16 protein-coding genes are annotated in these 16,905 nt (G+C 57.3%); 3 read left to right on the top strand and 13 right to left on the bottom strand.

From position 1 onward, the window contains the following. Nucleotides 1–272 precede the first annotated feature (272 nt). The 11 genes from phnK to ACJBF3_RS24335 form a co-directional block, all read right to left on the bottom strand. Nucleotides 273–1,028, bottom strand: a complete 756-nt coding sequence (gene phnK, locus ACJBF3_RS24385) for a phosphonate C-P lyase system protein PhnK (protein WP_045332022.1) — start codon at nt 1,026–1,028, stop codon at nt 273–275. Next, nucleotides 1,025–1,870, bottom strand: a complete 846-nt coding sequence (gene phnJ / locus ACJBF3_RS24380) for an alpha-D-ribose 1-methylphosphonate 5-phosphate C-P-lyase PhnJ (protein ID WP_045332024.1) — start codon at nt 1,868–1,870, stop codon at nt 1,025–1,027. Before phnJ ends, phnK begins: the two co-directional genes overlap by 4 nt. Further along, nucleotides 1,863–2,927: a carbon-phosphorus lyase complex subunit PhnI gene (locus ACJBF3_RS24375; protein WP_045332026.1), complete on the bottom strand. Its 1,065-nt coding sequence runs from the start codon at nt 2,925–2,927 to the stop codon at nt 1,863–1,865. Before ACJBF3_RS24375 ends, phnJ begins: the two co-directional genes overlap by 8 nt. After that, nucleotides 2,927–3,511 carry a phosphonate C-P lyase system protein PhnH gene (phnH, locus tag ACJBF3_RS24370; protein ID WP_045332030.1) on the bottom strand — a complete coding sequence of 195 codons (585 nt, stop codon included), beginning with the start codon at nt 3,509–3,511 and terminating at the stop codon, nt 2,927–2,929. The genes ACJBF3_RS24375 and phnH overlap by 1 nt, the downstream gene beginning before the upstream one ends. Next, nucleotides 3,508–3,960: a phosphonate C-P lyase system protein PhnG gene (phnG, locus tag ACJBF3_RS24365; RefSeq protein WP_045332034.1), complete on the bottom strand. Its 453-nt coding sequence runs from the start codon at nt 3,958–3,960 to the stop codon at nt 3,508–3,510. Before phnG ends, phnH begins: the two co-directional genes overlap by 4 nt. Next, nucleotides 3,961–4,686, bottom strand: a complete 726-nt coding sequence (gene phnF, locus ACJBF3_RS24360) for a phosphonate metabolism transcriptional regulator PhnF (RefSeq protein WP_045332035.1) — start codon at nt 4,684–4,686, stop codon at nt 3,961–3,963. A gap of 20 nt (nt 4,687–4,706) precedes the next feature. Further along, nucleotides 4,707–5,486, bottom strand: a complete 780-nt coding sequence (phnE, locus tag ACJBF3_RS24355) for a phosphonate ABC transporter, permease protein PhnE (protein ID WP_045332039.1) — start codon at nt 5,484–5,486, stop codon at nt 4,707–4,709. A 102-nt stretch (nt 5,487–5,588) separates the two neighbouring features. After that, nucleotides 5,589–6,605 (bottom strand): phosphonate ABC transporter substrate-binding protein, encoded by a 1,017-nt coding sequence (phnD, locus tag ACJBF3_RS24350; RefSeq protein WP_045332042.1) that lies wholly within the window; start codon nt 6,603–6,605, stop codon nt 5,589–5,591. Between the two features lie 24 nt (nt 6,606–6,629). Next, nucleotides 6,630–7,418, bottom strand: coding sequence for a phosphonate ABC transporter ATP-binding protein (gene phnC, locus ACJBF3_RS24345; RefSeq protein ID WP_045332045.1), 789 nt, complete (start codon nt 7,416–7,418; stop codon nt 6,630–6,632). A 173-nt stretch (nt 7,419–7,591) separates the two neighbouring features. Further along, nucleotides 7,592–8,035, bottom strand: a complete 444-nt coding sequence (gene yjdN, locus ACJBF3_RS24340; protein WP_045332048.1) for a VOC family metalloprotein YjdN — start codon at nt 8,033–8,035, stop codon at nt 7,592–7,594. 120 nt (nt 8,036–8,155) lie between these two features. Further along, nucleotides 8,156–8,491, bottom strand: coding sequence for a zinc ribbon domain-containing protein YjdM (locus ACJBF3_RS24335; RefSeq protein WP_045332051.1), 336 nt, complete (start codon nt 8,489–8,491; stop codon nt 8,156–8,158). A 595-nt stretch (nt 8,492–9,086) separates the two neighbouring features. On the opposite strand from ACJBF3_RS24335, the gene crfC reads away from it, so the two are divergent. Further along, nucleotides 9,087–11,441, top strand: a complete 2,355-nt coding sequence (crfC, locus tag ACJBF3_RS24330; RefSeq protein ID WP_045332054.1) for a clamp-binding protein CrfC — start codon at nt 9,087–9,089, stop codon at nt 11,439–11,441. Then, entirely contained in the window at nt 11,438–12,313 is an 876-nt protein-coding gene (locus ACJBF3_RS24325; protein ID WP_045332056.1) for a diguanylate cyclase regulator RdcB family protein, read from the top strand. The genes crfC and ACJBF3_RS24325 overlap by 4 nt, the downstream gene beginning before the upstream one ends. Nucleotides 12,314–12,369: 56 nt before the next feature. Here ACJBF3_RS24325 and kdgT read toward each other — a convergent pair whose 3' ends face one another. After that, complete coding sequence (gene kdgT, locus ACJBF3_RS24320) at nt 12,370–13,362, bottom strand: 2-keto-3-deoxygluconate transporter (protein ID WP_045332058.1); 993 nt, start codon at nt 13,360–13,362, stop codon at nt 12,370–12,372. A 649-nt stretch (nt 13,363–14,011) separates the two neighbouring features. Between kdgT and proP the strand changes: the two genes are divergently transcribed. Continuing rightward, on the top strand, nt 14,012–15,514 hold the full coding sequence (proP, locus tag ACJBF3_RS24315) for a glycine betaine/L-proline transporter ProP (RefSeq protein ID WP_045332213.1): 1,503 nt from the start codon (nt 14,012–14,014) through the stop codon (nt 15,512–15,514). Nucleotides 15,515–15,556: 42 nt separating this feature from the next. Here the strand turns inward: proP and ACJBF3_RS24310 are convergent, their stop codons facing one another. Further along, nucleotides 15,557–16,510: a nickel/cobalt transporter gene (locus ACJBF3_RS24310; protein ID WP_045332216.1), complete on the bottom strand. Its 954-nt coding sequence runs from the start codon at nt 16,508–16,510 to the stop codon at nt 15,557–15,559. Nucleotides 16,511–16,905: the final 395 nt, after the last annotated feature.

The raw sequence follows: 16,905 nt of genomic DNA, 5'->3' as shown, positions 1-16,905 counted from the left end.
TTCGCCTTACCCGGCCTACAGGTGCGGTGCTCTTTTTGCCGGGTGGCGGCTGCGCCTTACCCGGCCTACGGGTGCGGTGTTCTTTTTGCCGGGTGGCGGCTGCGCCTTACCCGGCCTACAGGTGCGGTGCTCTTTTTGCCGGGTGGCGGCTGCGCCTTACCCGGCCTACAGGTGCGGTGTTCTTTTTGCCGGGTGGCGGCTGCGCCTTACCCGGCCTACGGGTGCGGTGTTCGTAGGCCGGGTAAGCGCAGCGCCACCCGGCAACAGCAACCTCAGTTCTGCAACACGGACGACACCAGCAGCTGGGTGTAAGGATGGTGGGGATCGTCAAGCACCCGGTCGGTTAACCCACTTTCCACTACCTGGCCCTGCTTCATCACCAGCAGACGGTCCGCCAGCAGGCGCGCAACGCCTAAATCGTGGGTGACAATCACCACCGCCAGGTTCAGCTCCACCACCAGACCGCGCAGCAGGTCGAGCAGGCGCGCCTGCACGGAGACGTCCAGCCCGCCGGTGGGTTCATCCATAAACACCAGCTTCGGATGCGTGACCAGGTTGCGCGCAATCTGCAATCGCTGCTGCATGCCGCCGGAGAAGGTCGTCGGCAGGTCGTCAATGCGCGAGGCGGGGATTTCAACTTCCTCCAGCCAGTGCTGCGCCGTGGCGCGGATGTTGCCGTAGTGGCGCGCGCCGGTGGCCATCAGCCGTTCGCCGATGTTGCCGCCCGCCGAGACCTGACGGCGCAGGCCGTCCATCGGGTGCTGGTGCACCACGCCCCACTCGGTGCGCAGCAGGCGGCGGCGCTCGGCCTCGCTCATGCCGTACAGCGAGGTGCCCTCATACAAAATGTCGCCGTTCTGCGGCGTCAGGCGCGCGGAGATGGATTTCAGCAGGGTGGTCTTGCCGGAGCCGGACTCGCCGACAATCCCAAGCACTTCGCCCGGCCACAGCTCGAACGACACGTCGCTAAAGCCTTTGCCCGGCGCATACAGGTGGGTCAGGTTGTTAACCGAAAGCAGCGGTTTCATTGGCTATTCGCCTCGCTCTGTTGGCGGCAGTAGTCGGTGTCGGAGCAGACAAACATCCGTTTGCCCGTGTCGTCCAGCACCACTTCGTCCAGATAGCTGTGTTGGGATCCGCAGATGGCGCACGGCTCGTCCCACTCCTGCACCGTAAACGGGTGATCGTCGAAATCCAGGCTTTCGACACGCGTGTACGGCGGTACGGCGTAGATGCGTTTTTCACGCCCGGCGCCGAACAGCTGCAGGGCGGGCATCATGTCCATCTTCGGGTTATCGAATTTCGGGATCGGTGACGGGTCCATGACGTAGCGCCCGTTGACCTTCACCGGGTAGGCGTAGGTGGTGGCGATATGGCCGAAGCGGGCGATGTCCTCGTACAGCTTCACCTGCATAACGCCGTACTCTTCCAGGGCGTGCATGGTGCGGGTTTCGGTTTCGCGCGGCTCGATAAAGCGCAGCGGCTCCGGGATCGGCACCTGAAAAATCAGAATCTGATCTTCCGTCAGCGGGGTTTCCGGAATGCGGTGACGGGTCTGGATCAGCGTCGCGTCTTCGGTTTTTTCGGTGGTCGCGACGCCCGTTACCCGCTGGAAGAAGCTGCGGATCGACACGGCGTTGGTGGTGTCGTCGGCACCCTGATCGATGACCTTCAGCACGTCCGCTTCGCCGATCACGCTGGCGGTGAGCTGGATACCGCCTGTACCCCAGCCGTAGGGCATCGGCATTTCGCGGCCGCCGAACGGCACCTGATAGCCTGGAATCGCCACCGCTTTGAGAATAGCGCGGCGGATCATGCGTTTGGTTTGCTCATCCAGATAGGCAAAGTTGTAGCCGCTTAAGTTAGCCATTGGCGCGCTCCCGTTGCAGGCGTTTCAGCAGTTCCAGTTCGGCCTGGAAATCGACGTAGTGCGGCAGCTTGAGGTGCGAGACGAAGCCCGCGGCCTCAACGTTATCCGCGTGGGCCAGCACGAACTCTTCATCCTGCGCCGGGCCCGCAACGTGTTCGCCGTAGTCCGGTGCCTGCAGGGCGCGGTCGACCAGCGCCATTGCCATCGCTTTGCGCTCGCCGAGGCCAAACACCAGCCCGTAGCCGCGGGTAAAGTGCGGGTCTTCATTTTCGGGGGCGACAAAACCGTTGACCATTTCACACTCTGTCATCAGCAGTTCGCCGACGTTCACCGCAAAACCCAGCTCTTCCGGCACGATTTCCACGTCGATGTAGCCGCTGCGAATTTCGGCGGCAAACGGGTGGTTGCGCCCGTAGCCGCGCTGGGTGGAGTAGGCCAGCGCCAGCAGATAGCCCTCGTCGCCGCGCATCAGCTGCTGCAGGCGGGAGGAGCGCGAGCACGGATAAACCGGCGGCGTGCGGGTGATGTCGTCCGGCTGCGCGCCTGAGTCCTGTTCCGCTTTCGCCAGACCCTGTTTCGCCAGCAGGCTGAAGACGTGCGGAGACGGTTCCTGTTCCGCGTCGGAAGTGCTGAGCTGCGGCGCTTCGCCGTTCGCCAGCAGGGTGAAATCCAGCAGGCGGTGGGTGTAGTCGTAGGTCGGGCCAAGCAGCTGGCCGCCGGGCACGTCTTTGTAAACGGCGGAGATGCGGCGCTCCAGGCGCATGTCGGCGGTGTTTACCGGCTCGCTCACCGCCAGTTTGGCAAGCGTGGTGCGGTAGGCGCGCAGCAGGAAGATGGCTTCCACGTTATCGCCGCTGGCCTGCTTCAGGGCCAGCGCCGCCAATTCGCGGTCGGCGATGCCGCCCTCGGTCATCACCCGGTCAACGGCGAGGTTGAGCTGCTGTTCAATCTGGGCAACGCTCAGCTCGGGAAGCCGTTCATCGCCCCGTCGTCTGTGCGCCTGCAGCGCATGGGCGGCGGCGATGGCCTTCTCGCCCCCTTTGACGGCAACGTACATCAGCACACCTCCACGTGGGTGGTCCGCGGGATGGCCAGCAGACGCTCGCCGCAGGTGAGGATCAGGTCAATGCCCAGCGGGAACGGGTGCGGGCGCTCGGTCAGCTCGTGAATGATGCACTCCGGCAGTTGAGGCGCGACCATGCGCTCGTCGGCGATGCCTGCGCCCGTCAGGCGCAGCATGCGGCCACCGCTCAGGCTGGAGACCTGCAGGATCAGCGTGGCGCTGGTCTCGGGGGCGACGGCGCTGCCTTCGCTCAGGGCGTTAAGCTGTTCATGGCTGATTTGCTCGTCGGCTACGGCAAAGATTGCCTGCTGGGGCCGATCGACCAGCGGGGCGCCGGTGTGAAAACGCAGGTTCTGGCTGGCGATATCGTTGGATAATGCGCCGGAAAGCCAAACAGTCGTGTCGTTGTCGGCAAGGGTCAGCAGCACGCTGGTGGTCGCCAGATTCAGCGGCAGCCAGCCCTGGGAGAGCTGGTGCAGCGAGACGATCGCGCCGGGCTCGCTCATCGCCTTCAGCAGGCGACGAAAACTGTGTTGGGCATCCTGGACGGCCAGGGTAAAAGCAGGTTGAAGCGTCATGCGTTGTCTCCGCGAACGAGCGTAAAGAAGTCGACCCGGCTGGTGTTCACTTCGGCCTGACGTGCGGCAAGGCGCGCGGCGCGGTCGGCTTCCAGCGGGGCAATAAGGGTTTCCATTAACGTCTGGAAATAGGGTGGTTCCTGTAAAAGCGCGTCGATCACCGCGCAGCGCTCGGCGTGCGCTTTATCGCGCCCCAGCACGTAGCTGTAGCCCAGCGTGCCGCTGTTCAGACGGATCGCCGCGCGGGTGAGGGTGGCGTCGCCGGCGAAAAAGCGCTCGCCGGTACCGCCCATGCGCGCCTGGATTTGAACGAGGCCGATCTCCGGGGCGCGGAGGGTGTCATAGTCTGGCGTCAGGCTGAGCGCGCTCATGCGGGCTGTCAGCGCGGCAGGCTGGCTGTGGGCCAGCACGCGCATCCAGCGCTGTCGGGTGGCGGTGTCGAAGTGCATTCAGTGCTCCATGGTGAATTCGATCATGTCGGCGCGGGTCAGGCTGACGGAGTATTCCGTCGCGTTGACTTCACCGTCACGGTGGTTGAGGGTGCGCACGCAGAGCAGCGGGGCCATGTTGGGAATTTCGAGCACCCTGCTCTCTTTCGCCTGCGCGCGACGGGCGCTGATGCGCGTCTGGGTGCGTTTAAGCGCAATGCCCGTGGCATCCTGCAGAAAGTCGTGCAGGGAACCGCTGGAAAAGTTTTGCAGCACTGGCCAGAGGGCGAGATCCGCGAAGTAGTGGTCGATCTGGCACACCGCCACGCCGTTTACGCGACGCAGGGTGCGCAGGTGGATGACGTTGTCGCCCTCCTGAATGCCCAGCGCGTCCGCCACGTGGCTGGAGGCCGGGCGCAATACCGACAGCAGCTTTTCGCTGGTCGGGTGGCTGCCCTGATCCAGCAGGTTCTGGCTAAAGCGCGCCTGGGCATTGAGCGGATAGTCGAACGGGCGCATCAGCACCAGCACGCCCACGCCCTGACGGCGCTGGACCCAGCCGCGCTCGACCAACTGGTCAATGGCCCGGCGCAGGGTGTGGCGATTCACTTCATAGCGATCCGCTAGCTGCTGCTCGGCGGGCAGATAGTCCCCGCAGCGGTAGTGGGTGCGCAGCTCCACTTCGAGCCTGGCGGCAATTTCTTGCCAGCGGGTGGGGTAACTGGTCGGATGTCTGGATAAGTGCATAGAAAACAAAGCCTCGCTTCTCAGATGAAGTGCTTACGCAAACGTTGAGAGAGGAAATCCAGCAGGCTGACGGTCACGATGATGAGCACCATCAGGGCGCAGGTTTGCTGGAACTGGAAACCGCGAATCGCTTCCCACAGGGTGACGCCAATCCCGCCTGCGCCGACCATGCCGACCACGGTCGCAGAGCGAACGTTGGACTCAAAGCGGTACAGGGAGTAGGAGATCAGCAGCGGCATCACCTGCGGCAGGACGCCGTAAAGGATCTCTTCGATTTTGTTGGCGCCCGTTGCGCGAATGCCCTCAACCGGGCCGGGCTCGATGGCTTCAACCGCTTCGGAAAGCAGCTTGGAGAGCACGCCGGTGGTGTGGATGAACAGCGCCATCACGCCCGCGAACGGACCCAGACCCACGGCAACCACGAACAGCATCGCAAAGACCATTTCGTTGATGGCGCGGCAGGCGTCCATCAGGCGGCGCATCGGCTGGTATACCCACCACGGCACGATGTTTTCCGCGCTCATCAGGCCAAAGGGAATGGAGAGAATGACGGCAAGGGCGGTGCCCCAGACGGCAATTTGCAGGGTGACCGCCATTTCGCTGAGGTAGTCCTGCCACTGGCTGAAGTCCGGCGGGAAGAAGTCGGCGGCGAAGGTCGCCATGTTGCCGGAATCTTTGAAGAGCAGCAGCGGATCCATTTCCGCGCCCTTCCAGGAGATAACCAGCACCGCCAGCAGGATGGCCCAGCTGATGAGCGAGAACCAGCTGCGCTTAGGCGGCGGGAGGGTGATGGTTTGCATGTATTACTCCGCAGGTCTTTGTGTGCCGGATGGCGCTACGCTTATCCGGCCTACGAGCCAAAATGTAGGCCCGGTAAGCGCAGCGCCACCGGGCGAAAAGCGTTACTGCACCGCTTTATTCACGCTGGTCATGGCACCCAGCGCGGCGGTCAGGCGGTCGAGGTCTTCCAGCTGGGCCTGAATCGCAGCCACTTTGCTGGTCTTCTCCTCGTCCTTCAGCCCTTTGTTGTCCTTCACGCCCTGCATCTCTTTAAACAGCGCTAGCTGGCGAATCGGAACCAGCTGCAGGTCGCTTGACGGACGGAACGGCGCCCAGCCCAGGCGTTCCAGAACCGCTTTCTCTTCCGGCGTTTTGCCGTAGGTCATAAAGAAGTCGTAGACCTTGTCCTTAGTGCTCTCGGAGAGGTTTTTACGCCAGACGATCGGGTCGCCGGGGATCAGCGGAGACTTCCAGATAACCTTGATCTCCTTCAGCTTGTCCGGCGCTGAGGTTTTCAGCTTGTCGAGGTTCTCGGTGTTGTTAGTGGCAACATCCACCTGCTTGTTGGCCACGGCCAGGGCGTTGGTTTCGTGGCTGGCGTTTACGGTGCGTTTGAAGTCGCTGGCGGAGGCGTTGTTTTTGGCGAAGACGTAGTAGCCGGGGACAAGGTAACCGGAGGTGGAGTTCGGGTCGCCGTTGCCGAAGGTCAGCTCTTTGCGTTTGGCAAGCATGTCGTTGAGATTGTTGATCGGGCTGTCTTTGTTGACGATCAGCACGCTCCAGTAGCCCGGGGAGCCATCTGCCGCGACGGTCTGGGCAAAGACCTGGCCGTTGGCGCGGTCCACTGCTTCCATGGCGGAGAGGTTGCCGTACCAGGCGATGTCCACTTTATTGAAGCGCATCCCCTGGATGATGCCCGCGTAGTCCGGGGCGAAGAAGGCGTTTACTTTGATCCCCAGCCTGGTTTCCATATCTTTCAGGAACGGTTCCCACTGAGGCTTCAGGTTCTGCTGTGATTCCGTCGAAATAATGCCGAAGTTCAGCGCTTTTTCCTGCTCTTCCGCATACGCTGGGCTTAACAGGGTGCTGAGGCTGAACATGCTGGTAAAGGCCAGCGCGGCAACGGCTTTGTAGCTCATGTACTTTCCTCGGATCGGGGTTAATTAAGCAGCCTGCGCGTTCTCTTCGACGCGGTTAATGCTGCGGTAGAGATGGTCAAAACGTTCGTTATCAAACTGATGGCTCGCGCCATCAAAGAACACGTGCCCCTGACGCAGGGCGACAATGCGTTCGCAGTAGCGCAGGGCGTAATCCACCTGATGCAGCGTGACCACCACGGTGATGCCGTCGTTCTGGTTAATGTCGCGCAGGGTCTCCATCACGATGCGGGCGGATTCCGGGTCCAGCGAGGCAATAGGTTCATCAGCGAGAATGATTTGCGCTTTCTGCATCAGCGCGCGCGCAATCGCCACGCGCTGCTGTTGTCCACCGGACAGGGTGGATACGCGCTGGTGGGCGAAATGCGCCATGCCGACGCGGGTCAGCGCCCGTAAGGCTTCCTGCTTCTGGGAAGGGGAGAACCAGCGCAGACAGGTGCGCCAGAAAGGGGTGCTGCCGAGCGCGCCAATCAGCACGTTCTCCAGCACCGTCAGGCGGTTCACCAGGTTGAACTGCTGGAAGATGTAGCCCGTCTGGGCGCGGCTCTTGCGGATGTCGCTGGCGAGACGCCCCGCACGCTGCACGGTATTGCCCAGCAGCTCGACGTGGCTTTCCGGCGTTTTATCGCAGGTGATAAGACCGCTTAAATGGCGCAGAAGGGTGGATTTACCCGAACCGGATGGTCCCAGCAGCGCCACCATTTCGCCCTGCTGGACGGTCAGATCAACGGCATGCAGAGCCTTGTTGTGATGGAAGGTCTTGCTCAGTTTCTCGACGCGGATGACGGTTTGCATGTGCTGGGCCTCACGATAAATGTGGCCTCATGCTGGCGCATCAATGTGACATTTGGGTTAAGTCTGGGTTGCGGGAGTTTGAAGAGTTGAAGTGAAAGCGATGACAATCACCGTAGGCCCGGTCAGCGCAGCGCCAGCGGACGCTGTTGTCGGCTGCGCTGCGCTTATCCGGCCTACGACGTTTGGTGTTGCTTAACGACGTTAATCATCCACGGCACGCCGTATTTATCGGTGACTTTGCCGAAACCGTGCGCCCAGAAGGTTTCCTGCCAGGCCATCTCGATATTCCCGCCTGCGGCGAGGTTATCGAACCAGCGCTTGCCTTCGGACACATCCTGGGTGTCGAGAACCAGCGTGAAACCCGCGTACTGCGCGTGGCTGCCGGGCGGCATCCCGTCGCTCATCATGATATCGCTGCCCGCAATGCGGACGTTGGAGTGAGCGATAGCCGAATCCGGAAATTGCATACCGGACGGACAGCCTTCTTCGCTGTTTTCGCTTTTTGGCATTTCGCCGAATGTGATTTTATAGAGAAGCTCTGCGCCGACGGCCTGCTGGTAGAAGGCGGTGGCCTCTGCGCAGTTGCCGACAAACGAGATGTAGGGACTTAACGGCATAATCTTTACCTCACGTAAGAAATGCCCATTAAGTTTAGCTGTTGTAGGCCCGGTAAGCGAAGCGCCACCGGGCGCTTTTGCCGGCTGCGCTGCGCTTATCCGGCCTACAAAAAAGAGAAATCAGTTCTTTTTCACGAACTCAGATTTCAGCTTCATCGGACCGAAGCCGTCAATTTTGCAGTCGATATTATGATCGCCTTCAACCAGACGGATATTCTTCACTTTGGTGCCAATCTTCAGCATGGAAGAACTGCCTTTCACTTTCAGATCTTTAATCACGGTAACGCTGTCGCCGTCCGCCAGCAGATTGCCGTTAGCATCTTTTACGACAAGAACATCAGCATCGTGTGAGGGTTCGGCATCATTCCATTCGTGAGCGCATTCCGGGCAGATGAACATGCCGTTATCTTCGTAGGTGTATTCAGAATTGCATTTTGGGCAGTGTGGGAGTGACATATCGGTATCCTCAAAAGTGTTAACGCGCTGGAAAGTGCCAGCTAAATGACGGCAGCGTGCCGAAAAAGGCGGCAAGTATAGCGTAAATCCACACGTTTGTCGGTGACATTGTGAATTAAAAAAATGGCAAAAAGCGTATCGCGAGTGACACTTCCTGTCAGTCAGTTAAGCGATGCTTACGTCATTAACACGGTGGAAAGAATTGATGCTAAATATATCGAATATTTTATTGCGGCAAATTGCTACGCTCCTCCATTTCGGATAAGGTGAAGCGACACATTGTTATTTATCTCCTGACTTCGCTGCCATACATATCTTATGGCCGTGGCGCGTTACCTCTCTTTTTAGGTGGGTAAATAACGATGATATATCCTGAAGTTTCTTAAAAATGGGCTACGCTTTTTTCTTTTGGCCGTCAGGCCAGAAGGGGAGCTATACACGCCATGCAAGGATAGTGAATTATTTCTGATTATCTTCAATCAGTTATATTTCGGCGAACATGTTTTCCACACGTGATCATATAAGCCTGAACAACATAATTAAAACCAGTGGCTTAATAAAAGTAATAAATTTGCGTTAAGGAAAGGCTTTTATCATGCACACACAGACCATTTTTGAATTAAGCCAGGAAGCTGAGCGTTTGTTACAGCTTGCCCTGCAAAATCTTGATACGTTGAAATCAATGCCGACTGCAATGCTGGAGAGCACAGCGGCTGCCATTACGGGTGAAAAGAACAACGTTTTGCCTCTGCATTTTAGTGCGCGCGGCGTCGAAGCGCAGCAGGCGATGCTGAATAATGAATTACGCAAAATAACCCGGCTGGAAATGGTTCTGGCGATTGTGGGTACCATGAAAGCGGGGAAATCGACCACCATTAACGCGATTGTGGGGACCGAAGTGCTGCCGAACCGCAATCGTCCGATGACGGCGCTGCCTACCCTGATTCGCCACACGCCGGGACAAAAGGAGCCGGTGCTGCATTTCTCCCATGCTTCGCCCATTGATGAATTGATTCAACTTCTGCAGAAAAAGCTGTGCGATTACGATCGCGGGAAGCTGGCCCAGCGTCTGGAAATTGATAAAGACATGAATACGCTGCTCGAGCGCATCGAAAAAGGCGAAGCGTTTGAGAAGCATCACCTGGGCGCACAGCCGATATTTCATTGTCTGAAAAGCCTCAACGATCTGGTGAGGCTATCTCAGGCGTTAGGCGTGGCGTTTCCGTTCTCTGAATATGCGGCTATCGAGCATATCCCGGTGATTGAAGTGGAGTTTGTGCATCTTGCGGGTCTGGATGCACATCTTGGACAGCTGACGCTGCTCGATACGCCCGGGCCGAATGAGGCCGGACAGCCGCATCTGCAAAAAATGCTCAGCGAGCAGCTGTCCCGCGCGTCGGCGGTGCTGGCCGTGATGGATTATACCCAGCTTAAATCCATCTCTGATGAAGAAGTTCGTCAGGCCATTTCCACGGCGGGAAAATCAGTGCCGCTGTATGCGCTGGTCAATAAATTCGATCAGAAAGATCGCAATAGCGACGATGAAGAGCAGATCCGGGCGATGATCTCCGGCACCTTAATGAAAGGCAATATTTCACCGGGCCAGATCTACCCCGTTTCGTCCATGTGGGCGTATCTGGCGAACCGCGCGCGCTACGAGATGAGTACCCGTGGGCAACTGCCGGATCCTCAGGAGCAACCCTGGGTGCAGGATTTTGCCGAAGCTGCCCTTGGGCGACGCTGGCGTACGGCGGACCTGGAGGATATTGACCATCTTCGTCACTCCGCCGATTTGCTCTGGGAAGATTCGCTATTCGAACAGCCCATACGCAAATTGATTCACGCTGCCTATGCCAATGCCTCGCTCTACGCGCTACGTTCGGCCTCGCACAAGCTACTGAATTACGCGCAAAATGCCCGTGAGTATCTCGATTTCCGCTATCAGGGGCTGACGGTGGCCTTTGAGGCGCTGGAGCTGAATATCGCCCGCCTTGAAGAGGACATGGCGCTTCTGCAGACGCGTCAGCGCGTGGTGAGCGATGAGGTGAAACATGAGGTTGAAGAGGCGCTGAGCGCCACCGCAGACTTTATGGGGGGCCAGAAAGCCGCGCTTAACCAGGCTATTGGCGAGGTATTCAGCGCTCAGCATATTCTTGATGTGGCAGGCATCGATCGGCAGAACCCTCACGGCGACGAGCCGCACGGGCTGAAGCAGCTGGTTCTGGACGACGAAAGCCAGGCGCAGATCGCGCTGAATAAAATCCGCTCCTCCTGCGAGCGCGTGATGCTGGACGCGCAGGCGAAGATCTGCCGGGAGCTGGCGTTACGCTTCGATCAGCTGGAGTCTACGCTGGCGCGTTCCCTGAACGAAGCCATGCGCCCTATCGAAACGCGTATTAAAGCGCATCTGAGCCATGCGGGTTTTCGGACGCGAATCAGTTTCCCGGCGTTTCAGGCGAGCCAGCTTAATTTCAATACGCGGGCGCTGTTTAACGATGCGATAGCGCAGGATGACAGTCAGGCCGTCCGGCCATCAGGCGGGAGCAGCATGCGAGAAACGGTCTCTCGCTGGCTCAATAATCCGGGCTGGGGCTGGGATGAGTATGTAGAAACGCGCACGCGCTATGTTATCGACATTGCGCAATTACATGACAAATTTAAGCAACATATTGAGCAGTTTTGTGAACAAATAGGTAAAGCTTTGTCCGCGCAGGTCGATGTCTCTGTTACGGCAGGAATGGCAACGTTCTTTGCAGAATTTTCGTTGTGCCTGACCGGGTTACAGGAAAGCTTGCGTGATAGCCTCGCAGTGCGTCAACAGAACGAGCATTCAACCCGAGCGCTCTGTCAGTTGTTGAAGCAAAGCATCACTACTGCGACGTGGATACAGGAAGATACCCGACTGTTACGCGATGATATTCAAACTCTATTCGCGGCAGAGCAACCATGACAACACCATTACTGGACGGCCCCGGGCGAACGCTGGAATGTATTAATCCCAAATTTATGGTCGATCTGGTACAGGGGGTAGACGCGTCGCGTCATCCCCATCCGGGACCACAACAGCTTCAGTTTCGGGAACGTCTGACGCAGGAAATCATGACGCATACCCGGCTACGCCCCTGGGCGATGGCGGGTATGCTCAACGAGAATGCAGCGCTGCGCCTGGGGCTGGCGGAAAAACTGGCCGGCATGCTTGACCCGGGTCATCTCGCGCTGACGCTGATGGCTGAGAAGCTGATTGCTTCGCGCCAGCAAACGCATCCGCGCGCCCAGCAGTCTCCCGGACTCATGCAGCAGTACGCTGAACTCGCTTCTCATTTTACCCAGCGTGCTGCCTGGAAAGAAAAGGCGCTGACCCAGCGCGGGCTGACGGTTCAGGCGGGCGAGCACAGCGAGCAGATTTTTACGCGCTGGCGGGCGGGGCATTACGATGGCTGGTCGCTGGCCGGACGCTGTTTTATCGTCCTGGAAGAGCTGCGCTGGGGGGCATTCGGTGATGCATGCCGCCTGGCGAATGAGGACGTGGCGGCAATGCTCAAGGATAACCTGCGCAGCATGGCGGCTAACTATCTGGCGCAGGGCATCAATGCGTCACCCACGACTCGCCACTTCTATCATCAGTGGCTAACAACGCCAGCCTCTCCGGGATTAATCGACCATAAAGACATGCTGGGCTGGCTGGGGGACTGGTGTCAGGCGGATAAACATCCGTTGAGCTGGTCAGTGACGCAAAACTGGCAGACCGTCGCGCTGGGGATGCCGAGGCTTTGCTCGGCAAAACGGCTGGTGGACGGGATGGTGGAAGAGATTTTTGGGTGAACCCCTCACCCTGGCCCTCTCCCCAGAGGGGAGAGGGGATGGTCGGGTGCGGTTTGTTAATGATGCATTTCTATCGGTTTTGGTTCAGGCTGGGATTGTTGCATATTCCCGTAGCGTTTCGCGTACAGCGCGGTAATGATGGGCACCAGAATCGCGGTGACGATCACGCTGGCGGCAACCAGTGCTGTGGCTGAAGCCGCCACCGGTTCGAAGGCCGGGTTAATTTGGGCAATAATCACCGGGTTTGCGACGGCAGCGCCTGCGGCTGAAGAGGCGGCGACGCCCGCCGTGCCGTTTCCTCCGCCAATCACCCGGTCGGCAATAATCAGCGGAATACCGGTGATGATGATTACCGCAACGCCCAGCACAATACCCAGCAGGCCGGTATCAAGAATGACCTTCAGGTTGATGGTGTTGCCCAGCGCAAAGCCAAAGAACGGGATGAGCACCGGCGTGGCTTTGCTGAAGAAATCACGCAGATCGTGATCGAGATTACCTAGGGCGAAACCGATCAGGAAGGGCAGGATCGCGCCGACAAAGTGGTGGGGTTCAAACGACGCCAGGCCAGCAGACCCGAGAATAAGCATCGTCATCAGCGGGCCGGATTCCAGAGACATCAGCACAAATGCGCCGGACTCTTCCTTCGTTCCGTACTGGTTCATCAGGCTGGCGTACAGCCCGCCGTTGGTCATATCCATCGCTGAGACAATTGCCAGAACCGATAAACCCGCGAAGAACCCGGTCTGAATTCCATTCTCTGGAATGAACATCGCGCATATCATGGCGACTACCCAGGCTACGGCTATTTTGGTTATCACCAGCGTGCCGGATTTCCGTAATACGGTACCCGTCGCTCGCAAATTAATGGATGCGCCGATACAAAAAAACCAGACGGCAAGAATCGAAACCGTGCCGGTAATCATGCCTTTAGTGAACCCCCCAAAATAAGCTCCGGTATCGGGAGCAAGGGTATTCAGGAGCGCGCCCAGAACCAGCGGAACCAGCATCATACCGCCAGGTATGCGTTCTATCGTGGCTTTAATCTTCATAGACAAACCTCACATCGGATCCCGCAGGACGGGTGATAGGTGTTAATAATTAGTTATTAAATTCAATTGGTTGCTATTTTTTGTTTGCGGTTTTTTCTCGATAATCCCGCAACGCAATTAAATGAGCGCTTTCGATTAACCTCTTTTGAAAACACATAAAACGCTGTATTCGGATTTATCATGCGATCATTGGAATAGTGATTCAATGAAAATAAAACATCGTTTTAGTTATCTTTGTCACATATTCAATGTAAAAGTTGAGACCTGCTTCTGTGGGTGGGAATTTATGTAAACCCGATGTGAAATAACGTGGTTTGTCTTTTTGTTAGGGAAGAAATAATGACGCGCGTGAGGATGATCTTTCAGCAGGATAAGGAAGTGCCTATTGGCACTTCTTGACAAAAATTGGACTAAGCTGACCAGGGGTAGAAATATGTGTGAAGTTGATCACAAATATAAACGCTGGTAGGGTAAAAAGGTCATTAACTGCCCAGGCAGGCGTCAACAGGTTCGGTTGTATCGACGGAAAACGTCAATGTAAGTAAACCTGCTACGCTTGAATAAGGCGATTCGCATGGAGCGGATCCCATGGTTCACAGAACGCAAACTGGACTGTGAAACAGACAGGGCCGAGTCAACGAGGATAGCTATGCTGAGAAGGAAAAAGGTTAAACCCATCACGCTTCGCGACGTCACCATTATTGATGACGCGAAACTTCGTAAAGCCATTACCGCGGCGTCGCTCGGTAATGCGATGGAATGGTTCGATTTTGGTGTCTACGGCTTTGTGGCCTATGCCTTAGGTAAAGTGTTTTTCCCCGGGGCCGATCCCAGCCTGCAGATGATTGCCGCACTGGGTACGTTCTCCGTTCCCTTCCTGATTCGCCCGCTGGGCGGTCTGTTCTTCGGTATGCTCGGCGATAAATATGGTCGTCAGAAGATCCTGGCTATCACCATCGTCATTATGTCGATCAGTACATTCTGTATCGGTCTTATACCGTCTTATGCCACCATCGGCATTTGGGCGCCGATTCTGCTGCTGATCTGTAAGATGGCGCAGGGCTTCTCCGTGGGCGGTGAATATACCGGCGCCTCGATCTTTGTTGCCGAATATTCCCCTGACCGTAAGCGCGGTTTTATGGGGAGCTGGCTGGACTTCGGCTCCATTGCCGGGTTTGTCCTGGGCGCGGGCGTGGTAGTGCTGATTTCAACCGTCGTGGGTGAAGATAACTTCCTCGACTGGGGCTGGCGTATTCCGTTCTTCCTGGCCTTGCCGCTGGGGATCATTGGACTCTACCTGCGTCATGCGCTTGAAGAGACGCCTGCGTTCCAGCAGCACGTCGATAAGCTGGAGCAGGGTGACCGCGAAGGGCTGCAGGATGGTCCGAAGGTATCGTTCAAAGAGATTGCCACTAAGCACTGGCGCAGCCTGCTGACCTGTATTGGTCTGGTGATTTCCACCAACGTGACCTACTACATGCTGTTGACCTACATGCCGAGCTACCTGTCGCATAACCTGCACTACTCGGAAGATCACGGTGTGCTGATTATTATCGCCATCATGGTCGGTATGCTGTTTGTGCAGCCGATTATGGGCCTGCTGAGCGACCGCTTTGGCCGTCGACCGTTCATTATTTTGGGAAGCGTTGCGCTGTTTGCGCTGGCAATTCCGGCTTTCATCCTGATTAACAGTGATGTGCTGGGGCTGATTTTTGCCGGTCTGCTGATGCTGGCGGTGATCCTCAACTGCTTTATCGGGGTAATGGCCTCAACGCTGCCCGCGATGTTCCCAACCCACATTCGCTACAGCGCGCTGGCCGCGGCCTTTAACATCTCGGTGCTGATTGCCGGTCTGACTCCGACGCTGGCCGCCTCACTGGTGGAGAGCACGCAGAACCTGATGATGCCGGCTTATTATCTGATGGTGATCGCGGTGATTGGTTTGATTACCGGTATTACCATGAAGGAGACGGCGAATCGTCCTCTGAAAGGCGCAACGCCTGCGGCGTCGGATATTCAGGAAGCGAAAGAGATCCTGCGTGAGCACTACGATAACGTAGAGCAGAAGATTGAGGATATCGACGCAGAGATTGAAGAGCTGCAGAAAAAACGCTCCCGACTGGTGGACCAGCATCCACGCATTAACGAGTAAACGCGTGATAAAGAAAACCCGCCAACGGCGGGTTTTCTTTTATTAGCATCCGGCAGCGATGTAGTCGCCGTTGGCGCTGATGGGGATCACCGTCAGGAAAAGCACCGTCGCGAAGAGGATCAGGACTATTCCTCCGGCTATTTTGACTGCCGGTACGAGCCATCTTAATGAGGCGCTTTCTCCGAACCATGCCACCGTGCGCTCGCGGGCGTAACGTACCGCCAGCGAGAGCCCCATAATAGACAGTGCGGTGCCCAAAGACATGGTCATGACCGCGGCCATCCCCCAGGTAACAATCCCCAGCGCGTTCGAGAACATCAGAATCATGATCGCCCCGCTGCATGGACGTGCGCCAATCGCCAGAATGACGCCCAGGCGCGTTTTCCAGTCACCTTCCGACAGGTTTGCCCCCACGCCATGATGACCGCATCCACAGCGTTCATCATGCTGATGAAGCGGCTTAATGGCGGAAATCGTCATCCTGCGCGGGCGCAGGCTCTTCAGCGCCTGATAAATGACGAATGCGCCGAAGGCGCCAATAAGCACTGCGCTTATCTTCTCTACGTACCAGCGGCTGGTACTGATATCGCCTGAGGCGAGGTTAAACCCCACCGCCAGAATAAAGACAAACAGAATGGCGCTGACGCCCTGCATCAGGCTACCCAGGAAAGGGACGACCCGGGCGGCCAGCTCGCTTTCCTTATTGGTGGTCAGATAGGTCGTCACGATGAATTTTCCATGCCCGGGTCCGATAGCGTGAAGGACGCCATAAAGGAAAGCGCCCGTTAACAGCCATAGTCCGCCGCTGTACTGGTGGTTATTAAGCTGCAGCAGATACATCACCAGATAACGGTGCAGCGTAATTTGTGTGGCGAGACACCACTGGATAAAAGCGTTCCAGTGCGCATGCAGGGTAAAACCGGCAAAGAGGATGGCCAGCAGCATCACCCCTGCAGTAGGGAGACGCCAGTCGCGGGCGAGGCGTTGTGTGATCATGAGGAAAGGCCTGCACAGAGGAGAATATTTGCCGCTAGTATAGTTGATCTTCCCACTCAATTCGTGGGATCGCGTCGCGATCCGTTTATCTCTGTGGATAAGTTTGTGCATAAATGGGTATAAGGCGGGGTTTTGCTGTGGAATGCAGCAGTCAGTCATTTTTCTGTCATTTAGCGGTTGCGGCCCGCGGAGAACTCCCTATAATGCGCCTCCATCGACACGGCAGATGTGAATCACTTCACAAACAACCCGGTCGGTTGAAGAGAAAAAATCGTGAAATAACGGGTTGACTCTGAAAGAGGAAAGCGTATTATACGCCACCTCGCAACGGTGAGCGAAAGCCGCGTTGCACTGCTCTTTAACAATTTATCAGACAATCTGTGTGGGCACTCAAA

Origin of the sequence: Enterobacter sp. PP-008-ECC_S150, assembly GCF_045257065.1 — a bacterium.
GTDB classification, from domain to species: Bacteria; Pseudomonadota; Gammaproteobacteria; order Enterobacterales; family Enterobacteriaceae; genus Enterobacter; species Enterobacter chengduensis.
The sequence above is the reverse complement of the archived record's forward strand: the minus strand, read 5'-3'. Positions and strand labels throughout refer to the sequence as shown.

Bases quoted from the DNA above. Each gene is read 5' to 3' on its own strand.
- ACJBF3_RS24375 (WP_045332026.1), bottom strand. From the start codon at position 2,927: ATGTACGTTGCCGTCAAAGGGGGCGAGAAGGCCATCGCCGCCGCCCAT.
- yjdN (WP_045332048.1), bottom strand. From the start codon at position 8,035: ATGCCGTTAAGTCCCTACATCTCGTTTGTCGGCAACTGCGCAGAGGCC.
- ACJBF3_RS24335 (WP_045332051.1), bottom strand. From the start codon at position 8,491: ATGTCACTCCCACACTGCCCAAAATGCAATTCTGAATACACCTACGAA.
- phnE (WP_045332039.1), bottom strand. From the start codon at position 5,486: ATGCAAACCATCACCCTCCCGCCGCCTAAGCGCAGCTGGTTCTCGCTC.
- ACJBF3_RS24325 (WP_045332056.1), top strand. From the start codon at position 11,438: ATGACAACACCATTACTGGACGGCCCCGGGCGAACGCTGGAATGTATT.
- proP (WP_045332213.1), top strand. From the start codon at position 14,012: ATGCTGAGAAGGAAAAAGGTTAAACCCATCACGCTTCGCGACGTCACC.
- phnF (WP_045332035.1), bottom strand. From the start codon at position 4,686: ATGCACTTATCCAGACATCCGACCAGTTACCCCACCCGCTGGCAAGAA.
- crfC (WP_045332054.1), top strand. From the start codon at position 9,087: ATGCACACACAGACCATTTTTGAATTAAGCCAGGAAGCTGAGCGTTTG.
- phnH (WP_045332030.1), bottom strand. From the start codon at position 3,511: ATGACGCTTCAACCTGCTTTTACCCTGGCCGTCCAGGATGCCCAACAC.
- phnD (WP_045332042.1), bottom strand. From the start codon at position 6,605: ATGAGCTACAAAGCCGTTGCCGCGCTGGCCTTTACCAGCATGTTCAGC.
- phnG (WP_045332034.1), bottom strand. From the start codon at position 3,960: ATGCACTTCGACACCGCCACCCGACAGCGCTGGATGCGCGTGCTGGCC.
- phnK (WP_045332022.1), bottom strand. From the start codon at position 1,028: ATGAAACCGCTGCTTTCGGTTAACAACCTGACCCACCTGTATGCGCCG.
- phnJ (WP_045332024.1), bottom strand. From the start codon at position 1,870: ATGGCTAACTTAAGCGGCTACAACTTTGCCTATCTGGATGAGCAAACC.
- phnC (WP_045332045.1), bottom strand. From the start codon at position 7,418: ATGCAAACCGTCATCCGCGTCGAGAAACTGAGCAAGACCTTCCATCAC.
- ACJBF3_RS24310 (WP_045332216.1), bottom strand. From the start codon at position 16,510: ATGATCACACAACGCCTCGCCCGCGACTGGCGTCTCCCTACTGCAGGG.
- kdgT (WP_045332058.1), bottom strand. From the start codon at position 13,362: ATGAAGATTAAAGCCACGATAGAACGCATACCTGGCGGTATGATGCTG.